The sequence below is a fragment of the Rhodopseudomonas sp. G2_2311 genome, assembly GCF_047501505.1.
Taxonomy (GTDB): domain Bacteria; phylum Pseudomonadota; class Alphaproteobacteria; order Rhizobiales; family Xanthobacteraceae; genus Rhodopseudomonas; species Rhodopseudomonas palustris_H.
The window spans coordinates 382,195-404,457 of the sequence record NZ_JAZDRK010000003.1 but is presented as its reverse complement, the minus strand read 5'-3'; the positions used below and the strand labels follow the sequence as shown (position 1 = coordinate 404,457).

Genomic DNA, 22,263 nt, shown 5'->3' with positions numbered 1-22,263 from the left:
TGCTGTCTCCTACATCGCTCGTTTGTCGCCACGGTGCAGCGGCGGAGTGCCGGTGTGGCCAGTCGAATCGGGCGGCCTCGCCCGTCGGCTCAGCAGATCCTCGCAGTAACTCTCCAGGCTCTGCCTCACGCGCATGCTCTCCCGGCGGATTTGGTCGTAAGCGCCGTCCTCGTCGAGGCCGCTGTCCCGCATCCGCTGGACCACGGCGCGCAGCACGGCCCTACGGCCGCGACGGCGCTCCTCGAGCGTCTGCAGGCGCTCCTGCATCCCGCCACGCAGGAGAAATTGGTTGATGCCCATGAACAGCGCCGAGTACACCGCGCCGCCGTGCACCGGCTTGCGCAGGAACGCGGTGGCACCGAGATTGACCAGTGCCTTCAGCCGGCTTGGCGCTTCGACGCCGACAAGCCCGATCACCGGCACCGGCGGCAACTGCGACAGCGGATTGAGCTCGATCGCCAGGACATCGTCGAGATCGCCGTCGACGAACAGCATGTCGCGATCAGGCACCAGCGAAGCGAGCTCAATCTGCGCCCGTCCGTCGACGATCGGGGCGATCTCGCAGCTGACGCCGAGCTTGGCCAGCGTCGGCTCCAGCGCGCCTTCCCTGCCCGTGCGCTCCATCACCACGAGCGCGCGGCCGCCCTTGAAGTTCTGAACCGGTCGGAAGGTCATGACTTCACCAGCCTCAACAATGGAGAACGCATAGCGGCGGCGAACCGCGGCGAGGTTTGCACCAGATACGGATCGGGCGCGATCGGCTCAGGCGCTTCGAGCAGCACTTCGAATTGACCCGCCGCCGTCGACCGTCCGATCCGCGGTGTCAGCCAGGCGTGATAGGTCTGCGGATCGATCCGCACCTCCCCCTGGGGAGCGATCAGACGCTGATCGGCGACCGCCGCGCGCACCGCGCTCGCTTCATCGGTGCCGGCCTGCTGCAAAGCGGCGGCGAGCAACTTGACCGCGATGTAGCAAGCTTCCGCATCCGCCGACGTCGGAGGCGCCTCCGGAAACTTCGTCGCGTAAGCCTGGGTGAAGGCATCGTTGGCGGCGCCTGCCAGCGAAGCGAAATACACGCTGGACGACAGATGCCCGTCGACCGCTTCCGCTCCGATTTCGGAAAGCTCCGGCTCGGCCAGCGTGCAGCTCGCCACCGGGATCTCGGCGGCCTGGTCGACGCCACGCGCCCGGCAGGCCGCACGAAACGCACGGAAGAACGCGTAGGCGCTGGTACCGATCAGATTGTTGAACACGAAATCCGGGCGCTGCTCCAGGATCGCCGCGATGGCGCGATCGACGTCGGTGTCCCCGACCGGGAGATAGCGCTCCGCCAGCACCGCGCCGCCTCGCGCGATCAGCGCTTCGCGGAAGATCCGGTTGTTCTCCCACGCCCAGATGTAATTCGATCCGATGCAGAAGGCGCGCTTGCCATGCTTGGCGGCAAGATAATCGACCAGCGGCAGCACGTGCTGGTTCGGCGAGGCGCCGGTATAGATGACGTTGTCAGAGCTCTCGAAGCCTTCATAGTGCGACGGGTACCACAACAGGCCATCGTGCTTCTCGAAGCACGGAATCACCTCTTTGCGGCTCGACGACGTGTAACAGCCGATCACTTGCCGCACACCGGAGGCCAGCAGCTCGTGAGCCAACGCGCGATACTGCGACAGGTCCCCGCCGGGATTGACGATGACCGGCTCAATCTCCAGCCCGTTTCCGCTGGTCGCCACTTCGCCGAGACCGAGCATCGCGCCGTTCAGCATGGTGCGCCCGACCGCCCCGTAGGAGCCGGTCGTGGAGAACATCACACCGATGCGCAGCCGCTTCGTCATGCCTGTGTCCAAAAACAAAAAGCGCCCACCGGCTGTCGAGCCGAGGGCGCTTTCGCCACCAACCAAACGCGCATCGATCAGCGCGGTGTCGGAAATGGTTCAAAACTCTTTGCGTCTCAGGGCTTAGTTGCCCAACGCTTGACCATTACGGTCGTCGAGTTCGTAGTTCAAGTCAAGCGCATTGTTGATGCGAAAGCTGCCGCTTTTACCGCCTTTGTGCAGCAATTTGATGCACCGCGATCGACCGCTCGCCGGCAACTTCGCGTGCGATCAGAACGCCCTCGCCGCACCGCCTCGCCTAAGCTCCCGCAGCATTTTTCAACTCCAGATGCATCCACCGCTTCTCTTACTAAACCTGGAGTGGTAGAGCACCCTCAGCGATCGCAAGGGCGGACATGACCGATCATCTTCGAGGATTCTACAAGGCCGAGTTCGAGACGGCGCGAAAGAAGTCGCACGGCGTGATCTTTCTTCACGACGGCAAGATCCAGGGCGGCGACTCCACGTTCCTGTATTCCGGCGCCTATTCGGAGAAGGGACTGACAGTGAGCGGGAATCTGCGCGGGGTACGCTACTCGTCAGATCATTCGCGGCTGTCGGTGTTCGGGATCGAGCCGTTCGAAATCGTCTTCGATGGAGTCGCCAAGGATGGCTACGTCACGATCGAAGGCTACGCCCACGAGACACCCGGCCTTCCGATGAAGGCCATTTTGACCCGCGTCGACGATTGAGCTTATTTGAACCGAGACATTTAGCACGCGCATCGCTGGTAATTATTGACGACCAGAATCCCGACATACCGTTCCGCTTGGTATCGGTGTAGTTATTTCTGTCGCTCAGCGGCGTTTGTTCAACGTCCGCTAACGCTCCAAAGTACGAGCGCCTGCCCATCCAACCAGTTGTTAAGTGGTGCCGGCCGAGGCTGCTCCCGCGACGACGCCAGCGGCGTCCGCGGCACAACAAAAACAAGGGTGGCAGTCATGGCATCATTCGCACAGGCGTTTCGCACCGACGACATCGATACACACGGCGCGCTGTACTGGAGCATCTACGATTTCATCCACCAGTTCGTCGCGCTGTTGGAGATCGAACAGCACTGATCGTAGCTGGGGTCGATCCTGCAAACGGGATGATCTCGGGACGTCACTCGTCCAGATCTGAACGGTCGCGAGAGAGGCTCCGCAGAGCGCGGAGCCTTTCCCATGTGCGGCACCATCCAGGCGAACCGCTACCCAGGCGCGGCCGCCGCCAGTTCCAACAGCTTCGGCACCTGACCGCGGATCGCCGTGACCGTCTCGCGGTCGAGCCGATCGAGCCAACGCTTCGGGATTGCGGCGAGGCCGTAGGTGGCGCCGGCGAGCATTCCGGCGAGCGCGCCGGTGGTGTCGGCATCGTCGCCCTGATTGACGGTGGCGATCAGGCAATCGGCTAAGCTGCCAGTCGCGAAATAGTAGTGCAGCACGGTGCGAAGGGTATCGACCACGTAAGCCGTGGCTGGACCGCGATACGGCGTGAAGCCGAAGATACGGTGAGCGTGCACCAGATCGTCGGCGATGACGCGGGCGGCGGTTTGCCCCTGCCCCGCCAGCAGTGTCTGCAACATCTTCACCAGCGCGAGCGCTGCGGCATCCGATAGCGGATGATGATGCGTAATATGCGCTTGCGCGATAGTCCACGCTTCGGCCTGCTCCGGACGACCGGAGGTGGCGAGCGCCAGCGGCAGGATCCGCATCGCGGCGCCGTTGCCGGCGTCGCCTTCGAAATACGCCCCCTGCATCTCCCCTGTGGTGATGTAACGGCGGATGCCACGGCGGCAGGTGCTGCCGACATCGACGGGGCCGGTCTTCAGCCAGGCGGCGAATTCGTCGCAGAGATCAGAAAGTTCGAGGCCGCCGCAGCGGATCAGCGAGCGGCCGAGCGCGAGGGCCATCTCGGTGTCGTCGGTGACCTGCCCCGGCTTCAGCCGCAGCCAGCCGCCGCCGATGATGTCCTTGTGCACGCCGTAGCGTGCCGCGATCTCCGACTTGGTCATGAACTCGACGGTGGCGCCGAGCGCGTCGCCGATCGCAAAGCCCAGATAGGCGGCGAGCGCGCGGTCTTGCAGGCTCGGCGAGGTCATGGCGCGCCCTTTCAGAAGTAGCTCGCGGTGACGCGATAGTCGCCGCCGATCACCAGATACTCGCCCTCGCCCTTCAGCGGATGGGCGGCCAGCAGCCGATTGAAGAACAGGATTTTTGCCACCGGCACCCGCACCGTCAGAATGGTATCACCGAAGCAATCGGCTATACCCCGGTCGGAGGTAAACGAGGTCAGGTTGTTGAGGCGGATGATGCAGTGGCGCTTGTCGAGCCGCTCGACGATCTGATGCTCATCGAAGCCATTGACGCCTCGATACAGCGTCACATGGGTGCTGCCGGTGGCGGAGAAATGCGTCAAAGCCCACTGGCAGAATTCATAGAGAAGATCGAGCTGGACGAAGATCGCGTTGTTGTGGAACCGGCTCGACATCTTCTGTTCGACATAGACGGTCCACACCGGACTGGCGATCCGCCGGATCGGCTCCTTGTGAAAGGTCGGAAACAGCCCGAACCGGCTTTCGACCCAGCCCTTCAGCACCGCGCCCTCGGCGCCGTTGCTGTCGAAACCCCAGCCCTTGATCAGATCGAGGTAGGACGAGCGGAAGCGGCGGCGGCCATCGCGGCCGCGGACACGCTGTTCGGCGTCGATCCCGAACAGCGCCGTCATGTAGCAGGCGAACGCCTCGCCGGCTTCAGCGAGGTCGCGCGCTTGCCCCAGCATCTCGAACAGACTGGGATTCATCTCGCGCACGCCGGCGATATGGAGCGGCACCGGCGCGTCGTTGAAGCCGACGCCGGTGAGAAACCGCATCGGCACCCCGACGAGGTTGCTGGAATGCCCGATGCTGCCGTCTTCGCTCACCTTGGCCGGCTCTGCCGCTCCCGCGCCCGCCCGCGGCGCGCCCCGATCATCCTGACGCCACATGGTTAGCGAAGACGACGCCACCTGCCTATGCGCAACTCGACGGAGCAGCCCAAGCGGCGGCCGGGGCGCCGGTCAGCGCCGACGTGTCAGCGTTTCCGAGGGCAGCTCGCCGTGGCGGCGGCGATAGTCGTTGGCGAAATGGCCGAGATTGGTGAAGCCGCAGGCGAATGCCACCGAGGTGACCGAGCGGGACGGATCCCCCGACAGCAGCATCTCGCGCGCCTTGTTCAGCCGCACCGCCTTGGCGAACGCCATCGGCGAATAGCCGCGGTGCTTCTGAAAGGCCTTGAACAGGCTGCGGACGCCGACATTGGTCACCGCCGCCAGATCGACGATGGTGATCGCCCGATTCCAGGACGCCTCGATGAAATCTTCAGCGACGCGGACGTAATCGGGAGCAGTATCCCGGGCGTCGCGGTCGAGTTGGCTGCTGTAATTGTGCCGGGTCACGCTCAGAAACGACACCACCAGCGCCTGCTGCATCTCCCGCAGCATGAACGGCGGCATGGCCGGAGCAGCCGGATCGACGTGGCGGGCGACATACAGAGCGAGATCGCGGAGCGCCGACGCGCCACGCTCGTCGCAGGACAGATGCGGTGCGAAGGTGAGCTTGCCGCGTGGCTTGACGCCGAGCAGCGCCTCCAGCGCGGCTGTCAGCGTCGAAGTGGTGATCCGAAGGATCATCTGCTGGTAGTCGGGGCCGAATTCGAGCCGTGACGGCGTACCGGCCGACGATACGCACCAATGCTCGGGATCGACATCGACGCTGGACGAGCCGGACGAGGTCCGGCTGCTGCCGCGTAGCGCGATCTGCACCCGGGCGAAGTCCGTCTCGTCGAACTCGGCCACCGCCGGCGCCGCATAGGCGCAGAAGCCGAGCCCTACGCCCTCTAGCCCAACATAGCTGCCGAATCCCTCGAAACCCTCCGCCTCCGCCACAAAATCCCGCGCCCCATAGACCGACAGCATCGCCTCGCGCATCGCTTCAGGGTCGCGGGTGTGAACGACGGGGGCACGATTGAGCGGATGATCGATCGGCTCGGCGTTCGGACGAACGTCAAAGTCGGGCTTACGCATTCCAACGAACTCACTTCCCGGGGAAACCTCGGCCCCGCGGCAAGAGACCAGTTGATTAACCCTAATCCGCCCTTACCCGCGGCACCGCTCAGGACCGGTACGGAACTGCTCGAAGAGCGCACCGCTTTAACCAAAGTCGGACATCGCGCCGGGCTGATCGTTGCCGTCGGCTTTCAAAAGGCGTTCAGGCAAGCCGTTGACCCCGCCAGGCAATCCACCCTAAACAAGCGCAGCGGACGCCGTCGCAACCGCTGGCCGGCGACCTCTGTCCCGCCTTGCCATGACGACGGCTCCCGGTCCGGAAGGGTGGCCGAGTGGTTTAAGGCACCGGTCTTGAAAACCGGCGTGCCCGCAAGGGTACCGTGGGTTCGAATCCCACCCCTTCCGCCATAACCGTTGATTTTATTTTGTAAAATCTGTTGACGGGCGCGAACAGATTTTACAACCACGGCGAAAATGGGTTCGAATCAGCAACAATTTTCTGTTGCAGGCGGCCTCTCGACGCCGAGATCGTTGGAACCGACTGGTAGCTTCGGAATCGCAGGCCGCCGGCTCCAAAAACGACAGTGATGAAAATCCAAGGTCGCACCAAATCACCGTCATGGACTCGCAGAGCTGCGAATTAAGGATGAGAAACGGCGCACGCCGGCCATCCCGACCTTGCCGCCTTCCTCCCATTGAGGACTTCGCGGAAGCGGCGGCCGCCTCGGCCAGGGGGGGGCGACCGGCCTCGTCGAGCGGGACCGCCATGGAATTAAAGGCGGGCCGTTCACGGGGCCAGAAAATGCGCTGGCCCATGCTTGCCGGAAATGAGCCCGCCGTGGCTGCGCCTTCGTTAGCGTATCACCTCAGCTCTTCATGCGCCTTGTTCTCGGACGCGGATTTACGTCGTGGTGACTTCCGTCCAAGATCGCAAAGGACCCGCGCCTCCCGAGCGAACTCGCGATCGCTCGCGAGCCGAACCCGCTCGAGACGATAATTAGATGGTCTCGCGACGCTGACGCCAAGTCCGGCAGAATTCGAGTGCACAGATCATCTCCTTCTCGACGGTCGAGACCGAAATGTTCAGGCTACGCGCGATCTGCGGATAGGTCATGCCGTCGACCTTGCTCAGCAGAAAGATGCGTTGGGTGCGCACGGGCAGCGTCTGCAGCGCGCGCAGCAGAGCGTCGAGATCCAGCCGGCTAGCCACCGCGTGTTCGGGGTCTGCCACACCGGTCTGCAACTGCTCCGACGATACATTGCTGGCATAAGCGGCACGGACGCGTTCTGCCCGGATCGTGTCGCAAGCAAGGTTGCGCGCGGTCGTGACAACGAGACCGACGTCGCGTTCGGTCAGTTTGCGGTTCATCAGCTTGATGAACGTCTCGTGGACGACGTCTTCGGCGGTATGCGCATTGCCGGTGATGCGACGCACCATCCGTTTGAGCTGGCCCTGCTCCGCTCCAAGTATACTGAGCAGTTCTGTCGCAGACGACATGAGATCCCCATCGTAGCGCATCAGCCCCGACTGAACGGGAAGCGTTCGAAGTAATCGCCGACGCTATCGCCAACAAAAAGTCGGTGCGAGAGCGATGCTCGTGAACATTACCTCCGATCATTCTTCTAATCGCATTCCTCGCGGATCTGTCAACGCCGCACGGTCTTTGCAATCGATGATTGGTTGAATTCTAAACTATGGATGCCGCCACGATTACGGGTCTGGCCGCTGTCGACCGTTGATACCATACGGCCTCGCATTTCGGGCCGCTTTGCGGAAGACATACCGATGCCCGAATCCATGCGCGAGCTCGCAGAACGCGCAACGTTCCAGAGCTTTGCCAATTGCTACCGGCGCGAAATCGACCCTGGAATGCCCTCACAGAAACGACCGGAGTGCGGGGATCGTCAGAACTACGTCGAGTGGTCCTGCCCGATGTCGGCTGCGACATTACGCGCCGAAATCGAACGGGAGTCGCTGTGCGGTCCGCTCCGCTTCGGGCGCGTCTTCATTTGCCGAGCACCGGAGAACGCCTGGCATGAGATCGCACCGCTGCGCGCGCTCTATCTGATGGTGCAGGAATGCTATTCCGGAATCGGCGCCGCGCGGGCGGAAACGCTGCGCAATGAGGAGGTAGAGCTGCTCGGCCGCGTACTCGCGAGCTATCAGTGCATTGCCGAAAGCCTGCAGCGGTCATCCGAGGAGGCCGGCCGAACCTTCCTCGACGGCGAACAAAGCCTGATATTCGGGCATTGGCTGCACCCGACGCCGAAGAGTCGGCAAGGCATGACCGATTGGCAGCAGCCTGCTTATGCACCGGAGCATCGCGGCCGATTTCCACTCACATACTTCGCCGTCGACGCAGCGTTGTTACATCACCGTGGCACCGAAGAAATTTCCGTCCCTGACATTCTCGAGGCACTCCTCCCGGTGGCCGACCGCCCGACGTTGCGTCCGGGCGAAGCCCTTCTTCCCCTCCATCCGCTGCAGGCAGAAGCCGTGATGCTCGATCCCGACATCGCGGGACTCGCCAGGCAAGGCCGGCTTCGCTGCCTCGGTTCGTTCGGGGCGGAGTTCTCATCGACGTCTTCGGTCCGCACGTTGTACAGCCCGGATATTCCGTGGATGCTGAAATTCTCCCTGCCGGTGCGGATCACCAACTCCTTGCGGATCAATCGGATGCCCGAGCTCAAGGCGGGGGTCGCAATGTCGCGGTTGTTCACGCGCACCGACTTCCTGGCGCGCCATCCTTGCTTCCGCCTGATCCGCGATCCAGCCTACCTGACGCTCGCCCTCCCCGGCCGTACCGAGAGCGGATTCGAAGTCATCTTCCGCGAGAACCCATTCACTACGGGCAACGAGAGCAAGGGCATCACGATCGCGGCCCTGACGGCCGATCCTCCGCCTTGCGCGCGCTCACGGCTCGACCTGTTGGTGCGTGAACATGCCGCGCAGCAAGGCGTGCCAGTGGCGAGCGCTGCCCGGCAATGGTTCTCGGCCTATCTCGATTGCGCGCTGGACCCGCTCGTCAGGCTCTATGACGAGCTCGGCGTCGCCTTGGAAGCGCATCAGCAGAACGTTCTGCTCGATGTCTCCTCCGGCCTGCCGACCGCCTCCTATTATCGTGACAATCAGGGCTTCTACCTGTCGAATGCCCATCGCGATCGGCTGGTCGCGCTCGTGCCGGACACCGCCGAGATCGGCGGCTTGTATTTCGACGATCGCGTGATCGAGGAGCGGTTCGCCTATTACCTGATAGTCAATCAGATCTGCTCGGTAATCGCCCGCATGGGGCAGGATCGACTGATCGACGAAGAAGCATTGCTGATTATGTTGCGCGAGCGGCTCGACGACTTGGCGCACGAACTCGGCGGCGTCGGACGCGACTTCGCCATCGGCCTTGTCGAGCGCCCGACCGTCGCCGCGAAGGCCAATCTGCTGACACGGATGTTCGACATCGACGAGCTGGAGTCCGAGGACGGCCGCGCGATCTATGTGCAGTTAGCAAATCCGCTGTTCGGCAATCGCCGTGCGGCGCGACGGGGAGAAGCTCGTGTCGCTTCCCGGTGACATCCCTGCCCGACCGGATGAGCGGATCGTGCGCCAGCTCATTGCAGCGGCCTTGTACGAAAATCTGTTCGGTCCTTTGACGCCGGCGTCCGACCCGGCGCGGCCCTTCGAGTGGCGCAGTGGCGCGCAAGCTTGGCGAGCGCGCGGCCGCCTCGGCGCGTTCGGACGGCCTCGACTCGAGCCGGGAACGGTCGAGTGCCGATCCGGCAGCGCGTGGCGTCCGGCGTCGATCGGCGATGCGGTTGCGGCCCTTCCCGGTGGCTCGCGAGAGCGAGCGCGGCTCGCTCAGGAACTCGGTCAGACCGAAGCACTGGTGCGTTGGAATTGGCTCCATGCTCCGCTCGGCGACCGGCGACTGATGTCGTTCTCTGCACTCGACGCGGCGATCGACGAAGGGCACCCCTACCATCCCTGCTTCAAATCGCGCATCGGCTTCGATGAGCAGGACCATCGCTCCTACGGACCAGAAGCGGGTGGCTCATTCCAGTTGGTCTGGCTCGCGGTCACGCGGGATCTGCTCCATCTGTCGTTGCCGGAAGCGGAAGAGACGTTCTGGAAATGTGAACTCGGCGCCGCGGGTCTTGCGAAGATCGTAACGCGCGCTGCTGCTCTCGGTCTCGAACAGAATCGTTTCGGCCTGATGCCGATCCATCCGTGGCAATGGCATGATCTATCGGCCGACCGGCTGCGTCCCCTGCTCGAGTCCGGCCGAATTCACGATCTCGGAGTCGCCGGTGACGCGTATCGCGCCAGCCAGTCCGTGCGAACGCTCAGTAACGCTCAGAGCCCATGCCGGAGCAGCGTGAAGCTGTCGCTCGGCATCGTCAACACTTCGACTCGCCGCAACATCGAGGCGCATTCGGTCGCGACCGCCCCACTGCTGTCGCGCTGGCTCGACGCAGTTCTCGACGGCGACCCGCTGTTCAAAACCCGCTATGGGCTCGACATCGTCCGCGAATTTGCCGGCGCGATCGTCGATCGGGATGGTCCACTCGGGGGAGACGTCGCGGCGATCTGGCGGGAGAGCGTCGAGAGTAAGCTTGCGGACGGCGAGCGCGCAGTACCGTTCAATGCGCTGATGGCGATCGAAGTAGATGGCCTGCCCTTCATCGATCCGTGGCTGCAGCGCTACGGCATCAAGCCATGGCTCGAACGATTGATCGACGTCGCAGTGCTGCCGGTGTGGCGGCTGCTCGTCGTCCATGGCATCGCCACCGAAGCGCACGGCCAAAACATGGTGCTGGTCCACCGCGACGGCTGGCCCGAACGCCTGATCCTGCGGGATTTCCACGACAGCCTGGAGTTCGTGCCGGACTTTCTCGCCGATCCCAACCTGGCGCCGGATTTTCCAGCTCTCGATCCTCGTTATCGTCGCGCGCTGCCGAACCAGTACTATTGGATGGAACGGCCGGAGGACCTGCGCGATCTGTTCGTGGATTGCCTGTTCGTGTTCAATCTGTCCGAGATCTCGCATCTGGTGCAGAGCTTCTACGGGATCAGCGAGGGCGCTTTCTGGCATCGGGTGTCGTTGCGTCTGGCCGCCGACATCGCCGAACACAGCCTCGGTGAACGCGTCGCCCGTCTCGGCTTCGGCACACCTGAGATCGTGATCGAAAGCCTGCTCGCCCGAAAGCTCGGCCTGCCGGGCGACGCTCTCCAACACAGAGTCCCCAATCCACTTGCGGCCGTCGCGCCGATCGCGCGGGAGTACGCATGATTCAGGTCGGCGACAAATTCTACGATCAGGCCCTGCTGCAGGCGATGGGCGCCCGCGCCGCTGACGCAGTCGGCCTCAATGATCGGTCCAAGCTGAGCTTTGCAATCTGCCTGTCCGATCCGGCAGAATTCCTGGCCCTGCTGCTCGCCATCCGCGATGCCGGCGCCAGCGTGCTGCCGATCCATCCGTCGACGCCGCGTGCTGCAGCGCGCCGGCTGGCAATCGATCTCGGCTGCCACCGGCTGGTGACCGATGGGCTCGCCATCGAGGATCTCGGCGGCGAAGCTCCCGGTCCCGGCGGGCTGATGCAGACCACATCCGGCACCACTGGCGAACCGAAGCGGGTCGCCCGCAGTTGGGCTGAGATCGATCGCGAGATCGATAGCTATGTTACGACTTTCACCGCACCGCAGGACATGACGCCGCTGATCGCATGTCCGGTCACCCATTCCTACGGACTGATCTGCGGCGTTCTAGTCGGGCTCCGCCGCGGCCAGATTCCGCACATTCTCGGCACGGCCAATCCAAAATATCTCATCGCTCGCCTGCGCCAGATCAACCGGCCGCTGCTGTATTCATCGCCCGCCATGCTCCACACCATCGCCCGCCTGCTGCCCGCAGGCGAGACGATCCATGCTGCGATGACGTCCGGCACCCTGCTGCCCGATCAGTGGCTGATGACAATCCGGGCCCGGACGACGCATCTGTTTCAGCAATATGGCTGCTCGGAAGCCGGATGCGTGGCGATCAATCCAAACCTGGCCGCATCAGGCGACATGGGCGTGCCGCTTCCCCATCTCCGTGTCGAGACCGGAGATGCCGGGCAGCCGCGGGAGATCGTGGTCCACGTCGGCGACCGCGAAATCCGGACGGCCGACCTCGGCTACACCAAGGACGATGGCACATTGGTGTTCGTCGGTCGCCTCGACGACACCATCAACGTCTCTGGCCTCAACGTCTATCCAAAGGAGGTCGAGGACGTGGTGATGGCGATCCCGGGTGTGACCGACGCGGTCGTATTCCGACGTCTGGATTCCCTCGCGGGCGAGCGGGTCGCTGTGGCGTTCAGCGCCGACCGCAGCATTGCGCCGGCGGACCTGCGCGACTGGTGTATCAAGAACCTGGCTCCCCATCAGGTCCCAATGGAGACGGTGCGCCTGCCCCGGCTGCCACGGCAGGCGAACGGCAAGATCAACCGGCGAGAGATCGCCGCCCTGCATGCCGAAGGACGCCTCGCGTTTTTGGCAGAGGAGACCGCCGCGTGACTCGCGAGCAGATTACGGCCGCGATCCACCAAGTGCTTGCCGAGCGGATGAACAACCTTCATCTCGACGGCTTTGGCCCACAATCGCGGCTGAATGCCGACCTCTATCTCGACTCGGTATTGATGCTGGACCTGCTTTTGCATCTTGAGCTCGATCACGGCATCCCCGTCCCCGAAGCGGCCGTCGCAGCGACGGCGATCGAGACAGTGAGCGATCTGGTGGAGTTGCTGGCCGGTTCTTCCCCGGCTGCCTCGAGCGCCAGTGATACCGCAGTCGCGGACCCTCCCGACGTCCATGCCGACGTCTATCCGGACATCAAAGTGCATTGCGTCGTGTCGTGTCTCTGCGACGCTGTGAAGGCCGCTGGCCTCGATCATCGCCCGATGTATTTCGGTCTTTGGGACGCCGACTTCGCCGTCTCGGATAAGCTTCAACTGCGCTATCACACCGATCAGATCAGCCACGGCTTCTTCTGCCAATGGTTCGAGCAACTCTACGGCGTGCATGTCACCGAATGGTACGATCACTCGGCACCCAAACAGGCCAATCTCGACAGGCTGATGGCTTTGGTCGCCGCCCGACAACCGACCGAGAGCGTGATGGTGATGTTGGACATGTTCCATCTGCCGGAGCGGGAGAACAAGTTCAATCAGAACCCATTTCCGCACTATCTGATGGTCGAAGCGACGGAGGATCCGGAGATCTGGCAGATTCGCGATCCCGACTTCCGCTGGGAGGGACCGATCGCAAAAGACCGTATCCTCAACGCAGTCGCTCAGCCGAGCGTCGCCGGCGGTTACGTATTCGATCGCCGCTCGATGCGGCTGCCAACCGCCGCCGACATCGGCGACTATTTTCTGGCGTGCATCATATCCGACGACAATCCGCTGATCCGCCGCATCCGCGAAGTCGTCGATGCCCATCTCGGCTGCCGCGACGGCCTACGCCTTCAGGCGCTCGGCGATGCGGTACGTGAGCTTCCTGTGCTGTCGATCCGGAAATGGGCTTACGAGCACGGCTTCGCCTTTTTCTGGCGCGAACTGGAGCTGCCGAACGACGCATTCCTGACGTGGTGCGACCGGATCGAAGAGCTCGCGCTCGGCCTCCCGGCGTTTCATCTGAAGATCCTGCGGTTGGCCCAGACCGAGGATCGCGCCTGCGCCGCCGACATCAATCAGGCGCTGGATCACCTGGATGCTCTGGAGACCGCGATCAAGGCCAAGCTGCACGAGGTCTTCATCGCCTGGTGCACCCTAAAAGGTCTGACCCAGGCGATGCCCCGTGAACGTGTCGGTGCACGGTGATGAAACTCTCGGTCTGCACCATCACGTTCCGCCATCACCTGCTCTGCTTCAGCGAGATCGTGGAGTGGGCACAACGCAACGGCTTCGACGGCGTCGAACTGTGGGGCGCTCACGCGCGCGGCTTGATGCGGACGCACCCGGAATACGGTGCAGACTGGATTCGCAATTACGGTCTGTCGGTGCCGATGTTGAGCGATTACCTGCCGACAGACGGCGACTTTGCTGACATTCGCCACCGGACCATGCAGCTCTGCCGGATCGCACAGGATTGGTCGGCGCCAAAGATCCGCACCTTCGCCGGTAACAGGCCGAGTGCCGCACTTTCGCGCGACGAGCGCAGAGCCCTGGCCCGCCGGATCGGCGAGATTGCCGGCATCGTCCAAGATCACGGCACCCGCCTGCTGGTCGAAACACACCCGAACACGCTGGCCGACAGTGTCGAGTCGACGCTGTGCCTGTTGGCCGATGCGGATCACCCAAGCCTCGGTATCAATTTCGATGCTTTGCATGTCTGGGAAGCAGGCGATGATCCGGTCCTGGCGCGCCGGACGCTCGCCGAGTTCATCGGGCACTATCATCTCAAGAACGTTCGATCGCGCGCCGAGCTCGGTGTGTTCGCCCCTGAGAACGTCTATTCCGCAGCCGGTTGCCGTGACGGCATGGTGCCACTGTTCGACGGCGCGATGGACTACGATAGCTTCCTTGCGGCCTTGGCGGGCGAGACCGATGCGGAAGCGTCGCTCGAATGGTTCGGTCACGATTGCTTCGAAACCCTGGCCCGGGATCGGCTAGCCATACTCGCCCGCTCGATATCGACGAGAGGCCGCCGCGGCTCGGCGGCCATGCAGCAGGCGCGGCGGCCAGTGTCGCGTGCCGCCGGGCACGTCGCCTCTTCCAAAGGACCTTCATGTATTTGATCCGTATGATCGCCATGCTCGCCGCGTTTGCTCTGCCTGCGCTGGCCTCCGCGGAAACCATCGAGATCCAGACCGCCCAAGGTATGGTCAGAGTGCAGGCCAAACCGTCTCGCGTTGCCGTATTCGACATGGCAGCGCTCGACACGCTCGACCTGCTCGGCGTCAAGGCCGCCGGCGTACCGGATCGGGTATTCCTGCCCGAACTGAAATCAGCCGCTGCCGGCGGCGAGGTCGTCGGCACTCTGTTTGAACCTAATCTCGAAGCCCTTAGCGCGCTCGACCCGGATCTGATCATTCTCGGTGGTCGTTCATCGCCCAAGGCGAAGTTCACTTCGCGTATTGCGCCCACGATCGACATGACGATCGACGGACAGGAACTGGTCCGGGACGCCGAAGCCCGGCTTCAGGCCTACGGCCGGCTGTTCGGCCGCGAGCAGACCGCCGAGCAAGAAAGGCAGAAGTTCAGCGCCGCAATCGTCGCGGCGCGCGATGCGGCCAAGGGTAAAGGACGCGCGCTGATCGTGATGACCAACGGGCCGAAGATCTCCGCCTTTGGCCTCGGCTCGCGGTTCGGCTGGATTCACAGCACGCTTCAGATCGAGCCGGCGGTAACCACCATGGCCCCCTCGATCCACGGCGAAGCTGTCTCCTTCGAGTTCGTCCGCAAGGCCGATCCGGACTGGCTGATCGTGGTCGACCGCGCGATGGCGATCGGGGCCGGCGACAATCAAGCGCGAGCCACACTCGACAACGAGCTGGTGCGTGACACCAAGGCCTGGAAGAGCGGCCGCGTGATCTATCTTCCCTCTGCCGATCTGTACATTGCCGGCGGTGGCATCCAGGCGATGACCCGCGTTCTGGCGGCTCTCACCCGCGGCTTCTCGGAGCCGCGATGATCGCAGTCGAGCGAGCCGCTTCGCGCTCCGCCGGGACGACCGCGCTGCTGGCGCTGGTCGCCCTGTTCGCCGTCAGCATATTCGTCGGCGTCGGCGACGTCGCGCCGCGCGACGTGTTGACCAATCCCGATACGCTTTATCTCGTCGCCGCGAGCCGGCTGCCACGCACGCTGGCCGCCGTACTGACCGGTGCCGGCCTCGCGATTGCTGGCCTGGTGATGCAGACGCTGGCTCGCAACCGGTTTGTCGAGCCGACCACGGCGGGGACCGGCCAGAGCGCCGCGCTCGGCATCCTGTTGGTGGCGCTGTTGCTCCCTTCGGCCTCGATCGCCACCAAGACACTGGTCGCAAGCCTGACCGCCCTCGCCGGCACATCGCTGTTCCTGGCGATCGCCCATCGGCTGCCGCCGACGCAGCCGTTTCTGGTGCCGCTGTTCGGGCTGGTCTACGGCGGCGTGGTCGGCGCCGCGGTTACCTTCGTCGCCTGGCACACCGATCTGCTGCAGTTCATCGAGATCTGGACCAACGGCGAGTTCTCCGGCGTGCTGCGCGGTCGCTACGAACTCCTCTGGGTCTCGGCCGCTGTCCTCGCCGTAACCTGGGCGTTCGCCGACCGCCTCACTTTGATGTCGCTCGGACGCAACGTCAGTGTCGGGCTGGGGCTGGACTATGCCCGTATGATGCAAATCGGGCTGCTGATCATCTCGATCGTCACCGCGCTGACCGTGGTGATCGTCGGGATGATCCCGTTCGTGGGTCTCGTGGTCCCCAACATGGTCTCGCGGCTGATCGGCGACAATATGCGATCGCTGATCCCCTGGGTCGCGGGGAGCGGCGCCGCGCTGGTGCTCGCCTGCGACATCATCGGCCGGCTGCTGCACTTCCCCTACGAGATCCCCGTCGGCACCGTGCTGGGCGTCGTCGGCGCAGCGTCATTCCTGTGGCTTCTGTTGCGCCGTCCGTCCCATGCGTGACAGATCGACGATCGTCCTGGCCTCGCTTGGCGTGGTCGCGCTCGCTTGCATCGCAGCCTACATGACGGTCGGGCTGCGTGGAAACGTCTGGTTCGCGCTCGAACTGCGCGCCATCCGCCTGGCCGCGCTGATCGTAGTTGCGGTCTCGATCGCAGTCTCGACGGTGGTGTTTCAGACGGTGACGACCAACCGGATCCTGACGCCGTCGATCATGGGACTCGACGCGCTCTACGTGTTCAGCCAGTCGCTGCTGGTATTCGCCGTCGGCGGGCTTGGCTTCGCGGTGCTGGACCCGCGGCTCAAGTTCGCCGGCGAGGCCACCGTGATGGTGATCCTCGCGGCGCTGCTGTTTCTGCCGCTGCTGAAGGCCCGAATGGACCTGATCCTGATGCTGCTCACCGGCGTCACCGTCGGCGTGCTGTTCCGCAGCCTGTCGTCGCTGCTCGCCCGGCTGATCGATCCCAACGACTTCGTGGTGCTGCAGGGCGCCAGCTACGCCAATTTCAGCAAGATCCACGGCGAGCTTCTGATCGCCGCCTGCGCGCTGACGCTGGTCGGCATCGCCATCGTCTGGCGGATGCGCCACGTCCTCGACGTATTGGCGCTCGGCCGCGATGTCTCGACCGGCCTTGGCCTGGAATGGCCGCGCGTCGTTGCGGGCATGATTATGCTGGTCGCGGCGCTGGTCGCGGTCTCGACCGCGCTCGTCGGGCCGGTGGCGTTCTTCGGCCTGCTGGTCGTCGCCCTCGGCGAACGGCTGATCGATACGCGGCGCCACGCAATCCTGCTTCCGGCCGCGGCGCTGGTCGCCGTGATCGTGCTGGTCGGCGGCCAAACGATCCTGCAGCATGTTCTCGGCGGCGCCTCAACACTTGGCGTCGTCATCGAGTTCGTCGGCGGTCTGGTGTTCCTCGTAATGCTTCTGCACGGAGTCCGGCGATGATCGTCGTGAACAACGTCTCGCTCGCCCATCAGGGCGCGCCGATACTCAAAGACATCAATCTGGAAATCCCGGAGACCGGCGTCACCGCGTTGATCGGGCCGAACGGAGCCGGCAAATCGAGCCTATTATCGCTGATCGCCCGGCTTCAGCCATTGCAGCAAGGCACCATCACGGTTGACGGCTTGACCGTCGGCGCGACGCCGAGCCGCGTACTCGCCCGCACGCTCGCGATCCTGCGGCAGGATCCGGCGATTGCCAGCCGGCTGCGCGTGCGTGAGCTGGTCGCCTTCGGCCGGTTCCCGCACAATGGCGGCCGCATCACCGACGAGGATCGGGCACTGACCCAGGCCGCGCTCGAACGCTTCGATCTGACGTCATTCGCCGGCCGCTTCATCGACACGCTGTCCGGCGGACAGCGGCAACTCGTATTGGTGGCGATGACGTTCTGTCAGGGCACGCGATGGTTGCTGCTGGATGAGCCGCTCAACAATCTCGACATGTTTTATGCCCGCGAGCTGATGCGCGCCCTGCGCCAGATCGCCGACAGCGAACGTCGGGCCATCGTGATCGTTTTGCACGATATCAATCAGGCGGTGACTTACGCCGATTACATCGTCGCCCTGAAGCACGGCGCGGTGGTCGCGAGCGGCCCTCCGGCGCTGATCGCAAACACAACCAGCTTGCAGCGGATCTTCGGCTATGAGATGCCGGTCGAAAGCTATCACGGCAAGCCGATCGTTCTGAACCACCTATGAAGTCTTGATGCATTGAAACACGGCATCCTACGATCCCACGCGAGAATGCGGCGACGGCCGCGCGTTGGAGACGCGCGACCTCGATCATGCCCCCGCACAGCGCGAGAGATGGCGTGGAGATGAACACCGCATCGAATGACGACGACCGTCAGCGGGCGCTCCAGGAGGCGACCGAGTGGTTCGTCCGCCTCAACAATCCGCTCGTATCGGACGAGACCCGCCGCGCTTACCAGACCTGGCTCGCGGCGGATGCAGCGCATCCTGCGGCGATGCACGAAGTCTCGGAGCTCTGGGGTGCGCTGGATCAGCCGGCGGCGCAGCTCGCCGCTTCCGGATGGCACCGCGACGCCCCTGCCCCAATCGCGACTCCGCGCCCTCGCCAGCCAGCAAAAATCGGCGTGAAGTTCGCCGCCGCTTCGGCGGTGCTGGCGCTGGTGGCGGCGATCTTCATGTGGCGCGATCCCGGCCTCATCGACCGGGCCTTTGCCGATGCGGCCACGCGCCCTGGTGAACGGCGCGACGTGCGCCTCGCCGATGGCTCGTTGGCGGTGCTCGACGGCGACACGGCGCTGAACAGCGACATGGCGGGCGGTCGCCGCGTCGTGACCCTGCTGCGCGGCCGCGCTTGGTTCGACGTCGTTGCCGACTCCGCACGTCCTTTCACCGTCCACGCTGGACAGGTGGACGTCCAGGTCCGCGGCACCGCCTTCGAGGTCGACCGCGATGCTGCGGCGGTGACTGTCGAGCACGGCCGGGTTGCTGTCTCAGACCCTCAGACGACAGATCTTCAAGTCGATCTGACCGATTGGCAACGGGTCGCGTTCCAGAACGGGCGCCTGGGCACTCCAACCGCGATCGAACCGGACCAAGCTTTCGCGTGGCGGCGCGGCCTGATCATCGTCGACCGCGCACCACTGTCGCAGGTCGTCAAAGAACTCGACAAGATGGCGCCCGGTCACGTGCTGATCGTCGATCGGCAACTCGAAAGGACGACGCTGTCCGGTACTTTTCGCGCCGACGATCGGGAGTCCGTCCTGGAGGCGCTGCGCGCCACCCTTGGCGTGCGTACCCTGTCGGTGCCCGGCGTGGCCACGCTGATCTACCGGTAATGCTTCTCAGTATTTTTACGGGTTTTGCCTCGCACGCACGTTGATCAGCGAGGGCTCTGAACGCGTACCCCTCGACTGTCGTGGGGGACGTCAAGACCATGCGAAGATTTGCCAGTATCGCCGGATCGAGGTGCGGGACCTCCCTCTGTGCGTTGGCACTTCTCGTGACCGCGTCCGAAGCCCGGCCACAAGCGGACGCGACGTTCGACTTCCGGATCGAGCCCAAGCCGCGCCTGTCGGCGCTGGCCGACTTCACGACGACAACGGGTATTCAGGTCGTTCGGCTCGGCGAAGGTGCAATCAGTGGTGCCTCGCCCGCCGTCAGCGGCCGCCTCGCCGCCGAGACCGCGCTGCGCGAGATTCTCGCCGGGTCGAACCTCGCCTATCGCTTCACCGGCCCCCGCACCGTCACCATCGAGTCGGCGCCCGACGCCGCCATCGCGCTCGAAACAATCAGCGTGACTGAGGTCAGCATCGGGCGCGGCGGCATCAGCGAGATCGATATCACCAGCGCCGATATCGAACGCCGAAATGCGACCGACCTGAGAGGCGTGTTCCGCGGCGAACCAAGCATCGTGGTCGGATCATCCTTGCCGATGTCCCAGAAGCTCTATGTCCAGGGCATCGAGGAAACCAATCTGGCGATCTCGATCGACGGCTCACGCCAAAACAACAAGGTATTCCACCACAACGCCACCACGATGATCGACCCCAGCTTGCTCAGGGCGGTCCGCGTCGATGCCGGTGTGGCACCAGCCGATGCCGGCCCCGGCGCGCTCGGCGGCGCGATTGCTTACTTCACCAAGGACGCACGAGACTTCCTCTCCGCGGACGGTTTCGGGGGCTCGATCAAGTCGACGTTCAATTTCAACGGCAACGTCTCGACCACCAACCTCACCAGCTACAGCCGCCAGGGCGAATTCGAGGCGCTGGGCTCGTTCACTTACGGCAAAGGCAGCGAGTTTCGAGCCGGTAACGGCGAACAGGTGCTCGGCAGCGCCACCAATATCTTGAGCGGGCTCGGTAAGCTCGCCTATCAGAACGCCGACGGACATCGCTTGTCCGTCAGCCACGAGCAGATCCGCGACGACGCCATCCGGCCGTTCCGCGCCAACGCGGTGCAGATCTACGGCTCGCAGACCACGCCGCTCGTCCGCCCCTACAAGCTCGACCGGCAGAACACCGTCGTCAGCTACTCTAATGTCTCTCCGGAGGGGTGGTGGAATCCGAATGTCGTGCTTGGCTACAACCGCACTCAGGTCGCGGTCGATCAGTACGCCGGAGCCACACCTGAGACCTACAACTACACCAGCGAAGGCGTCACCGACAGTCTCAACGGCAAGCTGGAGAACAAGTTCGCACTACCGATCGGCGATATCGTGGCCGGCATCGATTTCTATCGCGACCGCGCCAGATCGATTGAACGGACCTATCGAACCGCCGAAACCGCCGACAATATCGGCGCCTATGCCCAAGCCCGCCTGACATTCGCAGAGAGCGCCAAGCTGTCGTTCGGGCTCCGCGGCGACCATCAACAGTTCGGTGGCATCAATGGCTTCCGCTCCAGCGACCAAGGGTTAAGCAGCAACGTATCGGGCGACTACGCCCTGACCAGTCACCTGACCGCGAAGGCCGGTTACTCCAACGTCTGGGCCGGCGTTCCGCTTGCAGAAAACTACGTCCAGAACCCGGCCTGGAACTACGGCACCGGGCCGCGTTCGGTCACCTCGGACAACGCCACCGCCGGCCTAGTGGCGCACTTTACGAGCTTCCGGATCGAGGGCGGCGTATTCCGGACTCGAATCCGGGATGCCCGCGTCCCGCTGTGGGGCGCCGACATGGCGCTGCGCGCCTTCGATGTGCAGAGTCAGGGCTTCCACGTCGGCGGCGCCTACTCTTGGGACGATGGCTTTGTTCGCCTGCAGTTCGTTCGCACCGATGCGACGATCAATGGCCGGCCGGCCGACAGCTACCTCGGCAAGTACCTGACCGCTCCGATTGGCGACATCCTGACGGTCCAGGTCGCGCACAGCTTCGCGTCATCGAGCCTGACGATCGGCGGTGATGTGGAGATCGCGTTCGAGGACGACAGCCTGCTGAACCCTTTCACCGGGATCGGACGGCTCGACGGCTACGAAGTCGTCAACGTCTTTGCCGAACACCATCCGTTCGCACTGCCCTCGCTCACGCTGCGCGGCGAGGTTCGCAATCTGTTGAACCAGACTTATGCGGCACGTGGCACCTACGGCCTCGAATACGGCAGCGGCGTCGTGCGGCCACTCTATGACCCCGGCCGCTCCTACCTCGTCAGCGCCAAGCTGACGTTCTAGCTGGCCCGCGCCATGGACAACGACATGCATGTGATCATTCGAGCGATGCGCCGGGAAGACACGGCCGACATCTACGACATCGTCAATCAACACGCCTTTCGGTTCTGGACTCTCGCCCTTCCCTTCGAGTCGTTCGAAACCATCGCCAAATGGCTGGAGCCGCAGTCCCCGCGCGACCTGCACTACTCGGCCGAGTTGGATGGACGCGTCGTCGGTGCGTCCGCGTTGCGCCCGTTTCTTGGGCGCCGCGCCCACGCCGCGGAATTCTGGATCGGCGTTCATGAGAACTACGCGCGCATCGGCGTCGGCTCGAAGCTGCTCGCCGCGATGATCGACACCGCCGACAACTGGCTGAACATCAAACGGCTGGAGATGACGGTGTTAACCGACAATGTCGCTGCGTTGGCGCTGTACGCGAAGTTCGGCTTCACGATCGAGGGCACCCACAAGGCCGCCAGCTTTAGAGACGGTGAGTTCGTCGACGCCCATTGCATGGCGCGGCTGCGATGAACCGCCGCTCCCTCCCTCGCATTCGGCCTCGACCCGCTGCTCAACGCGGCAGCGAAACGTGGCCCCAGATCACAGCTGATCGCC

General features: G+C 63.9%; 19 protein-coding genes and 1 tRNA gene. 14 read left to right on the top strand and 6 right to left on the bottom strand.

Features of this window, described 5'->3' with window-relative positions; all coding sequences use genetic code 11:
- Window positions 1-9 precede the first annotated feature (9 nt).
- Entirely contained in the window at window positions 10-675 is a 666-nt protein-coding gene (locus tag VRZ08_RS07295) for an ANTAR domain-containing response regulator (protein WP_414532128.1), read from the bottom strand.
- Window positions 672-1,829 carry a transporter substrate-binding domain-containing protein gene (locus tag VRZ08_RS07290; protein WP_414532127.1) on the bottom strand — a complete coding sequence of 386 codons (1,158 nt, stop codon included), beginning with the start codon at window positions 1,827-1,829 and terminating at the stop codon, window positions 672-674. Before VRZ08_RS07290 ends, VRZ08_RS07295 begins: the two co-directional genes overlap by 4 nt.
- A 395-nt stretch (window positions 1,830-2,224) precedes the next feature.
- Between VRZ08_RS07290 and VRZ08_RS07285 the strand changes: the two genes are divergently transcribed.
- Entirely contained in the window at window positions 2,225-2,560 is a 336-nt protein-coding gene (locus tag VRZ08_RS07285; RefSeq protein WP_414532126.1) for a GrlR family regulatory protein, read from the top strand.
- A 497-nt stretch (window positions 2,561-3,057) separates the two neighbouring features.
- Here VRZ08_RS07285 and draG read toward each other — a convergent pair whose 3' ends face one another.
- The 3 genes from draG to VRZ08_RS07270 all read right to left on the bottom strand — a co-directional run bounded on the left by draG (window position 3,058) and on the right by VRZ08_RS07270 (window position 5,909).
- The gene (gene draG, locus VRZ08_RS07280; RefSeq protein ID WP_414532125.1) at window positions 3,058-3,948 is read right to left on the bottom strand and encodes an ADP-ribosyl-[dinitrogen reductase] hydrolase; all 891 of its coding nucleotides are present in this window, start codon (window positions 3,946-3,948) and stop codon (window positions 3,058-3,060) included.
- An 11-nt stretch (window positions 3,949-3,959) separates the two neighbouring features.
- Window positions 3,960-4,832, bottom strand: coding sequence for an NAD(+)--dinitrogen-reductase ADP-D-ribosyltransferase (locus VRZ08_RS07275; RefSeq protein WP_263991727.1), 873 nt, complete (start codon window positions 4,830-4,832; stop codon window positions 3,960-3,962).
- A 72-nt stretch (window positions 4,833-4,904) separates the two neighbouring features.
- Window positions 4,905-5,909 carry an AraC family transcriptional regulator gene (locus VRZ08_RS07270; RefSeq protein WP_414532124.1) on the bottom strand — a complete coding sequence of 335 codons (1,005 nt, stop codon included), beginning with the start codon at window positions 5,907-5,909 and terminating at the stop codon, window positions 4,905-4,907.
- Window positions 5,910-6,209: 300 nt separating this feature from the next.
- Between VRZ08_RS07270 and VRZ08_RS07265 the strand changes: the two genes are divergently transcribed.
- Window positions 6,210-6,299: transfer RNA gene (locus VRZ08_RS07265), tRNA-Ser, on the top strand.
- 589 nt (window positions 6,300-6,888) lie between these two features.
- Here VRZ08_RS07265 and VRZ08_RS07260 read toward each other — a convergent pair.
- Window positions 6,889-7,410: an RNA polymerase sigma factor gene (locus tag VRZ08_RS07260; protein ID WP_414532123.1), complete on the bottom strand. Its 522-nt coding sequence runs from the start codon at window positions 7,408-7,410 to the stop codon at window positions 6,889-6,891.
- Between the two features lie 267 nt (window positions 7,411-7,677).
- Between VRZ08_RS07260 and VRZ08_RS07255 the strand changes: the two genes are divergently transcribed.
- From VRZ08_RS07255 to VRZ08_RS07200, 12 genes are all read left to right on the top strand, one after another.
- On the top strand, window positions 7,678-9,459 hold the full coding sequence (locus tag VRZ08_RS07255; protein WP_414532122.1) for an IucA/IucC family protein: 1,782 nt from the start codon (window positions 7,678-7,680) through the stop codon (window positions 9,457-9,459).
- A 358-nt stretch (window positions 9,460-9,817) separates the two neighbouring features.
- Complete coding sequence (locus tag VRZ08_RS07250) at window positions 9,818-11,176, top strand: IucA/IucC family protein (protein WP_414532121.1); 1,359 nt, start codon at window positions 9,818-9,820, stop codon at window positions 11,174-11,176.
- Entirely contained in the window at window positions 11,173-12,441 is a 1,269-nt protein-coding gene (locus VRZ08_RS07245) for an AMP-binding protein (RefSeq protein WP_414532120.1), read from the top strand. Before VRZ08_RS07250 ends, VRZ08_RS07245 begins: the two co-directional genes overlap by 4 nt.
- Window positions 12,438-13,745, top strand: coding sequence for a DUF6005 family protein (locus VRZ08_RS07240; protein WP_414532185.1), 1,308 nt, complete (start codon window positions 12,438-12,440; stop codon window positions 13,743-13,745). Before VRZ08_RS07245 ends, VRZ08_RS07240 begins: the two co-directional genes overlap by 4 nt.
- Window positions 13,745-14,662, top strand: a complete 918-nt coding sequence (locus VRZ08_RS07235) for a sugar phosphate isomerase/epimerase family protein (protein ID WP_414532119.1) — start codon at window positions 13,745-13,747, stop codon at window positions 14,660-14,662. The genes VRZ08_RS07240 and VRZ08_RS07235 overlap by 1 nt, the downstream gene beginning before the upstream one ends.
- Window positions 14,653-15,558, top strand: coding sequence for a siderophore ABC transporter substrate-binding protein (locus tag VRZ08_RS07230; protein ID WP_414532118.1), 906 nt, complete (start codon window positions 14,653-14,655; stop codon window positions 15,556-15,558). The genes VRZ08_RS07235 and VRZ08_RS07230 overlap by 10 nt, the downstream gene beginning before the upstream one ends.
- On the top strand, window positions 15,555-16,532 hold the full coding sequence (locus tag VRZ08_RS07225) for an ABC transporter permease (RefSeq protein WP_414532117.1): 978 nt from the start codon (window positions 15,555-15,557) through the stop codon (window positions 16,530-16,532). Before VRZ08_RS07230 ends, VRZ08_RS07225 begins: the two co-directional genes overlap by 4 nt.
- On the top strand, window positions 16,525-17,475 hold the full coding sequence (locus VRZ08_RS07220) for an iron chelate uptake ABC transporter family permease subunit (protein WP_414532116.1): 951 nt from the start codon (window positions 16,525-16,527) through the stop codon (window positions 17,473-17,475). The genes VRZ08_RS07225 and VRZ08_RS07220 overlap by 8 nt, the downstream gene beginning before the upstream one ends.
- Complete coding sequence (locus VRZ08_RS07215) at window positions 17,472-18,230, top strand: ABC transporter ATP-binding protein (protein WP_414532115.1); 759 nt, start codon at window positions 17,472-17,474, stop codon at window positions 18,228-18,230. Before VRZ08_RS07220 ends, VRZ08_RS07215 begins: the two co-directional genes overlap by 4 nt.
- 119 nt (window positions 18,231-18,349) lie before the next feature.
- A complete protein-coding gene (locus tag VRZ08_RS07210; protein WP_414532114.1) occupies window positions 18,350-19,339 on the top strand; it encodes a FecR family protein in 990 nt (329 codons plus the stop codon).
- A 164-nt stretch (window positions 19,340-19,503) separates the two neighbouring features.
- Complete coding sequence (locus tag VRZ08_RS07205; protein WP_414532113.1) at window positions 19,504-21,669, top strand: TonB-dependent receptor domain-containing protein; 2,166 nt, start codon at window positions 19,504-19,506, stop codon at window positions 21,667-21,669.
- Between the two features lie 12 nt (window positions 21,670-21,681).
- Window positions 21,682-22,179, top strand: a complete 498-nt coding sequence (locus tag VRZ08_RS07200) for a GNAT family N-acetyltransferase (RefSeq protein ID WP_414532112.1) — start codon at window positions 21,682-21,684, stop codon at window positions 22,177-22,179.
- Window positions 22,180-22,263 lie beyond the last annotated feature (84 nt).

Excerpts from the sequence above, each read along its gene's own strand:
- VRZ08_RS07220 (WP_414532116.1), top strand. The coding sequence starts at position 16,525 with ATGCGTGACAGATCGACGATCGTCCTGGCCTCGCTTGGCGTGGTCGCG.
- VRZ08_RS07245 (WP_414532120.1), top strand. The coding sequence starts at position 11,173 with ATGATTCAGGTCGGCGACAAATTCTACGATCAGGCCCTGCTGCAGGCG.
- VRZ08_RS07295 (WP_414532128.1), bottom strand. The coding sequence starts at position 675 with ATGACCTTCCGACCGGTTCAGAACTTCAAGGGCGGCCGCGCGCTCGTG.
- VRZ08_RS07230 (WP_414532118.1), top strand. The coding sequence starts at position 14,653 with ATGTATTTGATCCGTATGATCGCCATGCTCGCCGCGTTTGCTCTGCCT.
- VRZ08_RS07275 (WP_263991727.1), bottom strand. The coding sequence starts at position 4,832 with ATGTGGCGTCAGGATGATCGGGGCGCGCCGCGGGCGGGCGCGGGAGCG.
- VRZ08_RS07200 (WP_414532112.1), top strand. The coding sequence starts at position 21,682 with ATGGACAACGACATGCATGTGATCATTCGAGCGATGCGCCGGGAAGAC.
- VRZ08_RS07255 (WP_414532122.1), top strand. The coding sequence starts at position 7,678 with ATGCCCGAATCCATGCGCGAGCTCGCAGAACGCGCAACGTTCCAGAGC.
- VRZ08_RS07210 (WP_414532114.1), top strand. The coding sequence starts at position 18,350 with ATGAACACCGCATCGAATGACGACGACCGTCAGCGGGCGCTCCAGGAG.
- VRZ08_RS07260 (WP_414532123.1), bottom strand. The coding sequence starts at position 7,410 with ATGCGCTACGATGGGGATCTCATGTCGTCTGCGACAGAACTGCTCAGT.
- VRZ08_RS07270 (WP_414532124.1), bottom strand. The coding sequence starts at position 5,909 with ATGCGTAAGCCCGACTTTGACGTTCGTCCGAACGCCGAGCCGATCGAT.
- VRZ08_RS07235 (WP_414532119.1), top strand. The coding sequence starts at position 13,745 with ATGAAACTCTCGGTCTGCACCATCACGTTCCGCCATCACCTGCTCTGC.
- VRZ08_RS07285 (WP_414532126.1), top strand. The coding sequence starts at position 2,225 with ATGACCGATCATCTTCGAGGATTCTACAAGGCCGAGTTCGAGACGGCG.
- VRZ08_RS07215 (WP_414532115.1), top strand. The coding sequence starts at position 17,472 with ATGATCGTCGTGAACAACGTCTCGCTCGCCCATCAGGGCGCGCCGATA.
- draG (WP_414532125.1), bottom strand. The coding sequence starts at position 3,948 with ATGACCTCGCCGAGCCTGCAAGACCGCGCGCTCGCCGCCTATCTGGGC.
- VRZ08_RS07250 (WP_414532121.1), top strand. The coding sequence starts at position 9,818 with ATGTCGTTCTCTGCACTCGACGCGGCGATCGACGAAGGGCACCCCTAC.
- VRZ08_RS07290 (WP_414532127.1), bottom strand. The coding sequence starts at position 1,829 with ATGACGAAGCGGCTGCGCATCGGTGTGATGTTCTCCACGACCGGCTCC.
- VRZ08_RS07225 (WP_414532117.1), top strand. The coding sequence starts at position 15,555 with ATGATCGCAGTCGAGCGAGCCGCTTCGCGCTCCGCCGGGACGACCGCG.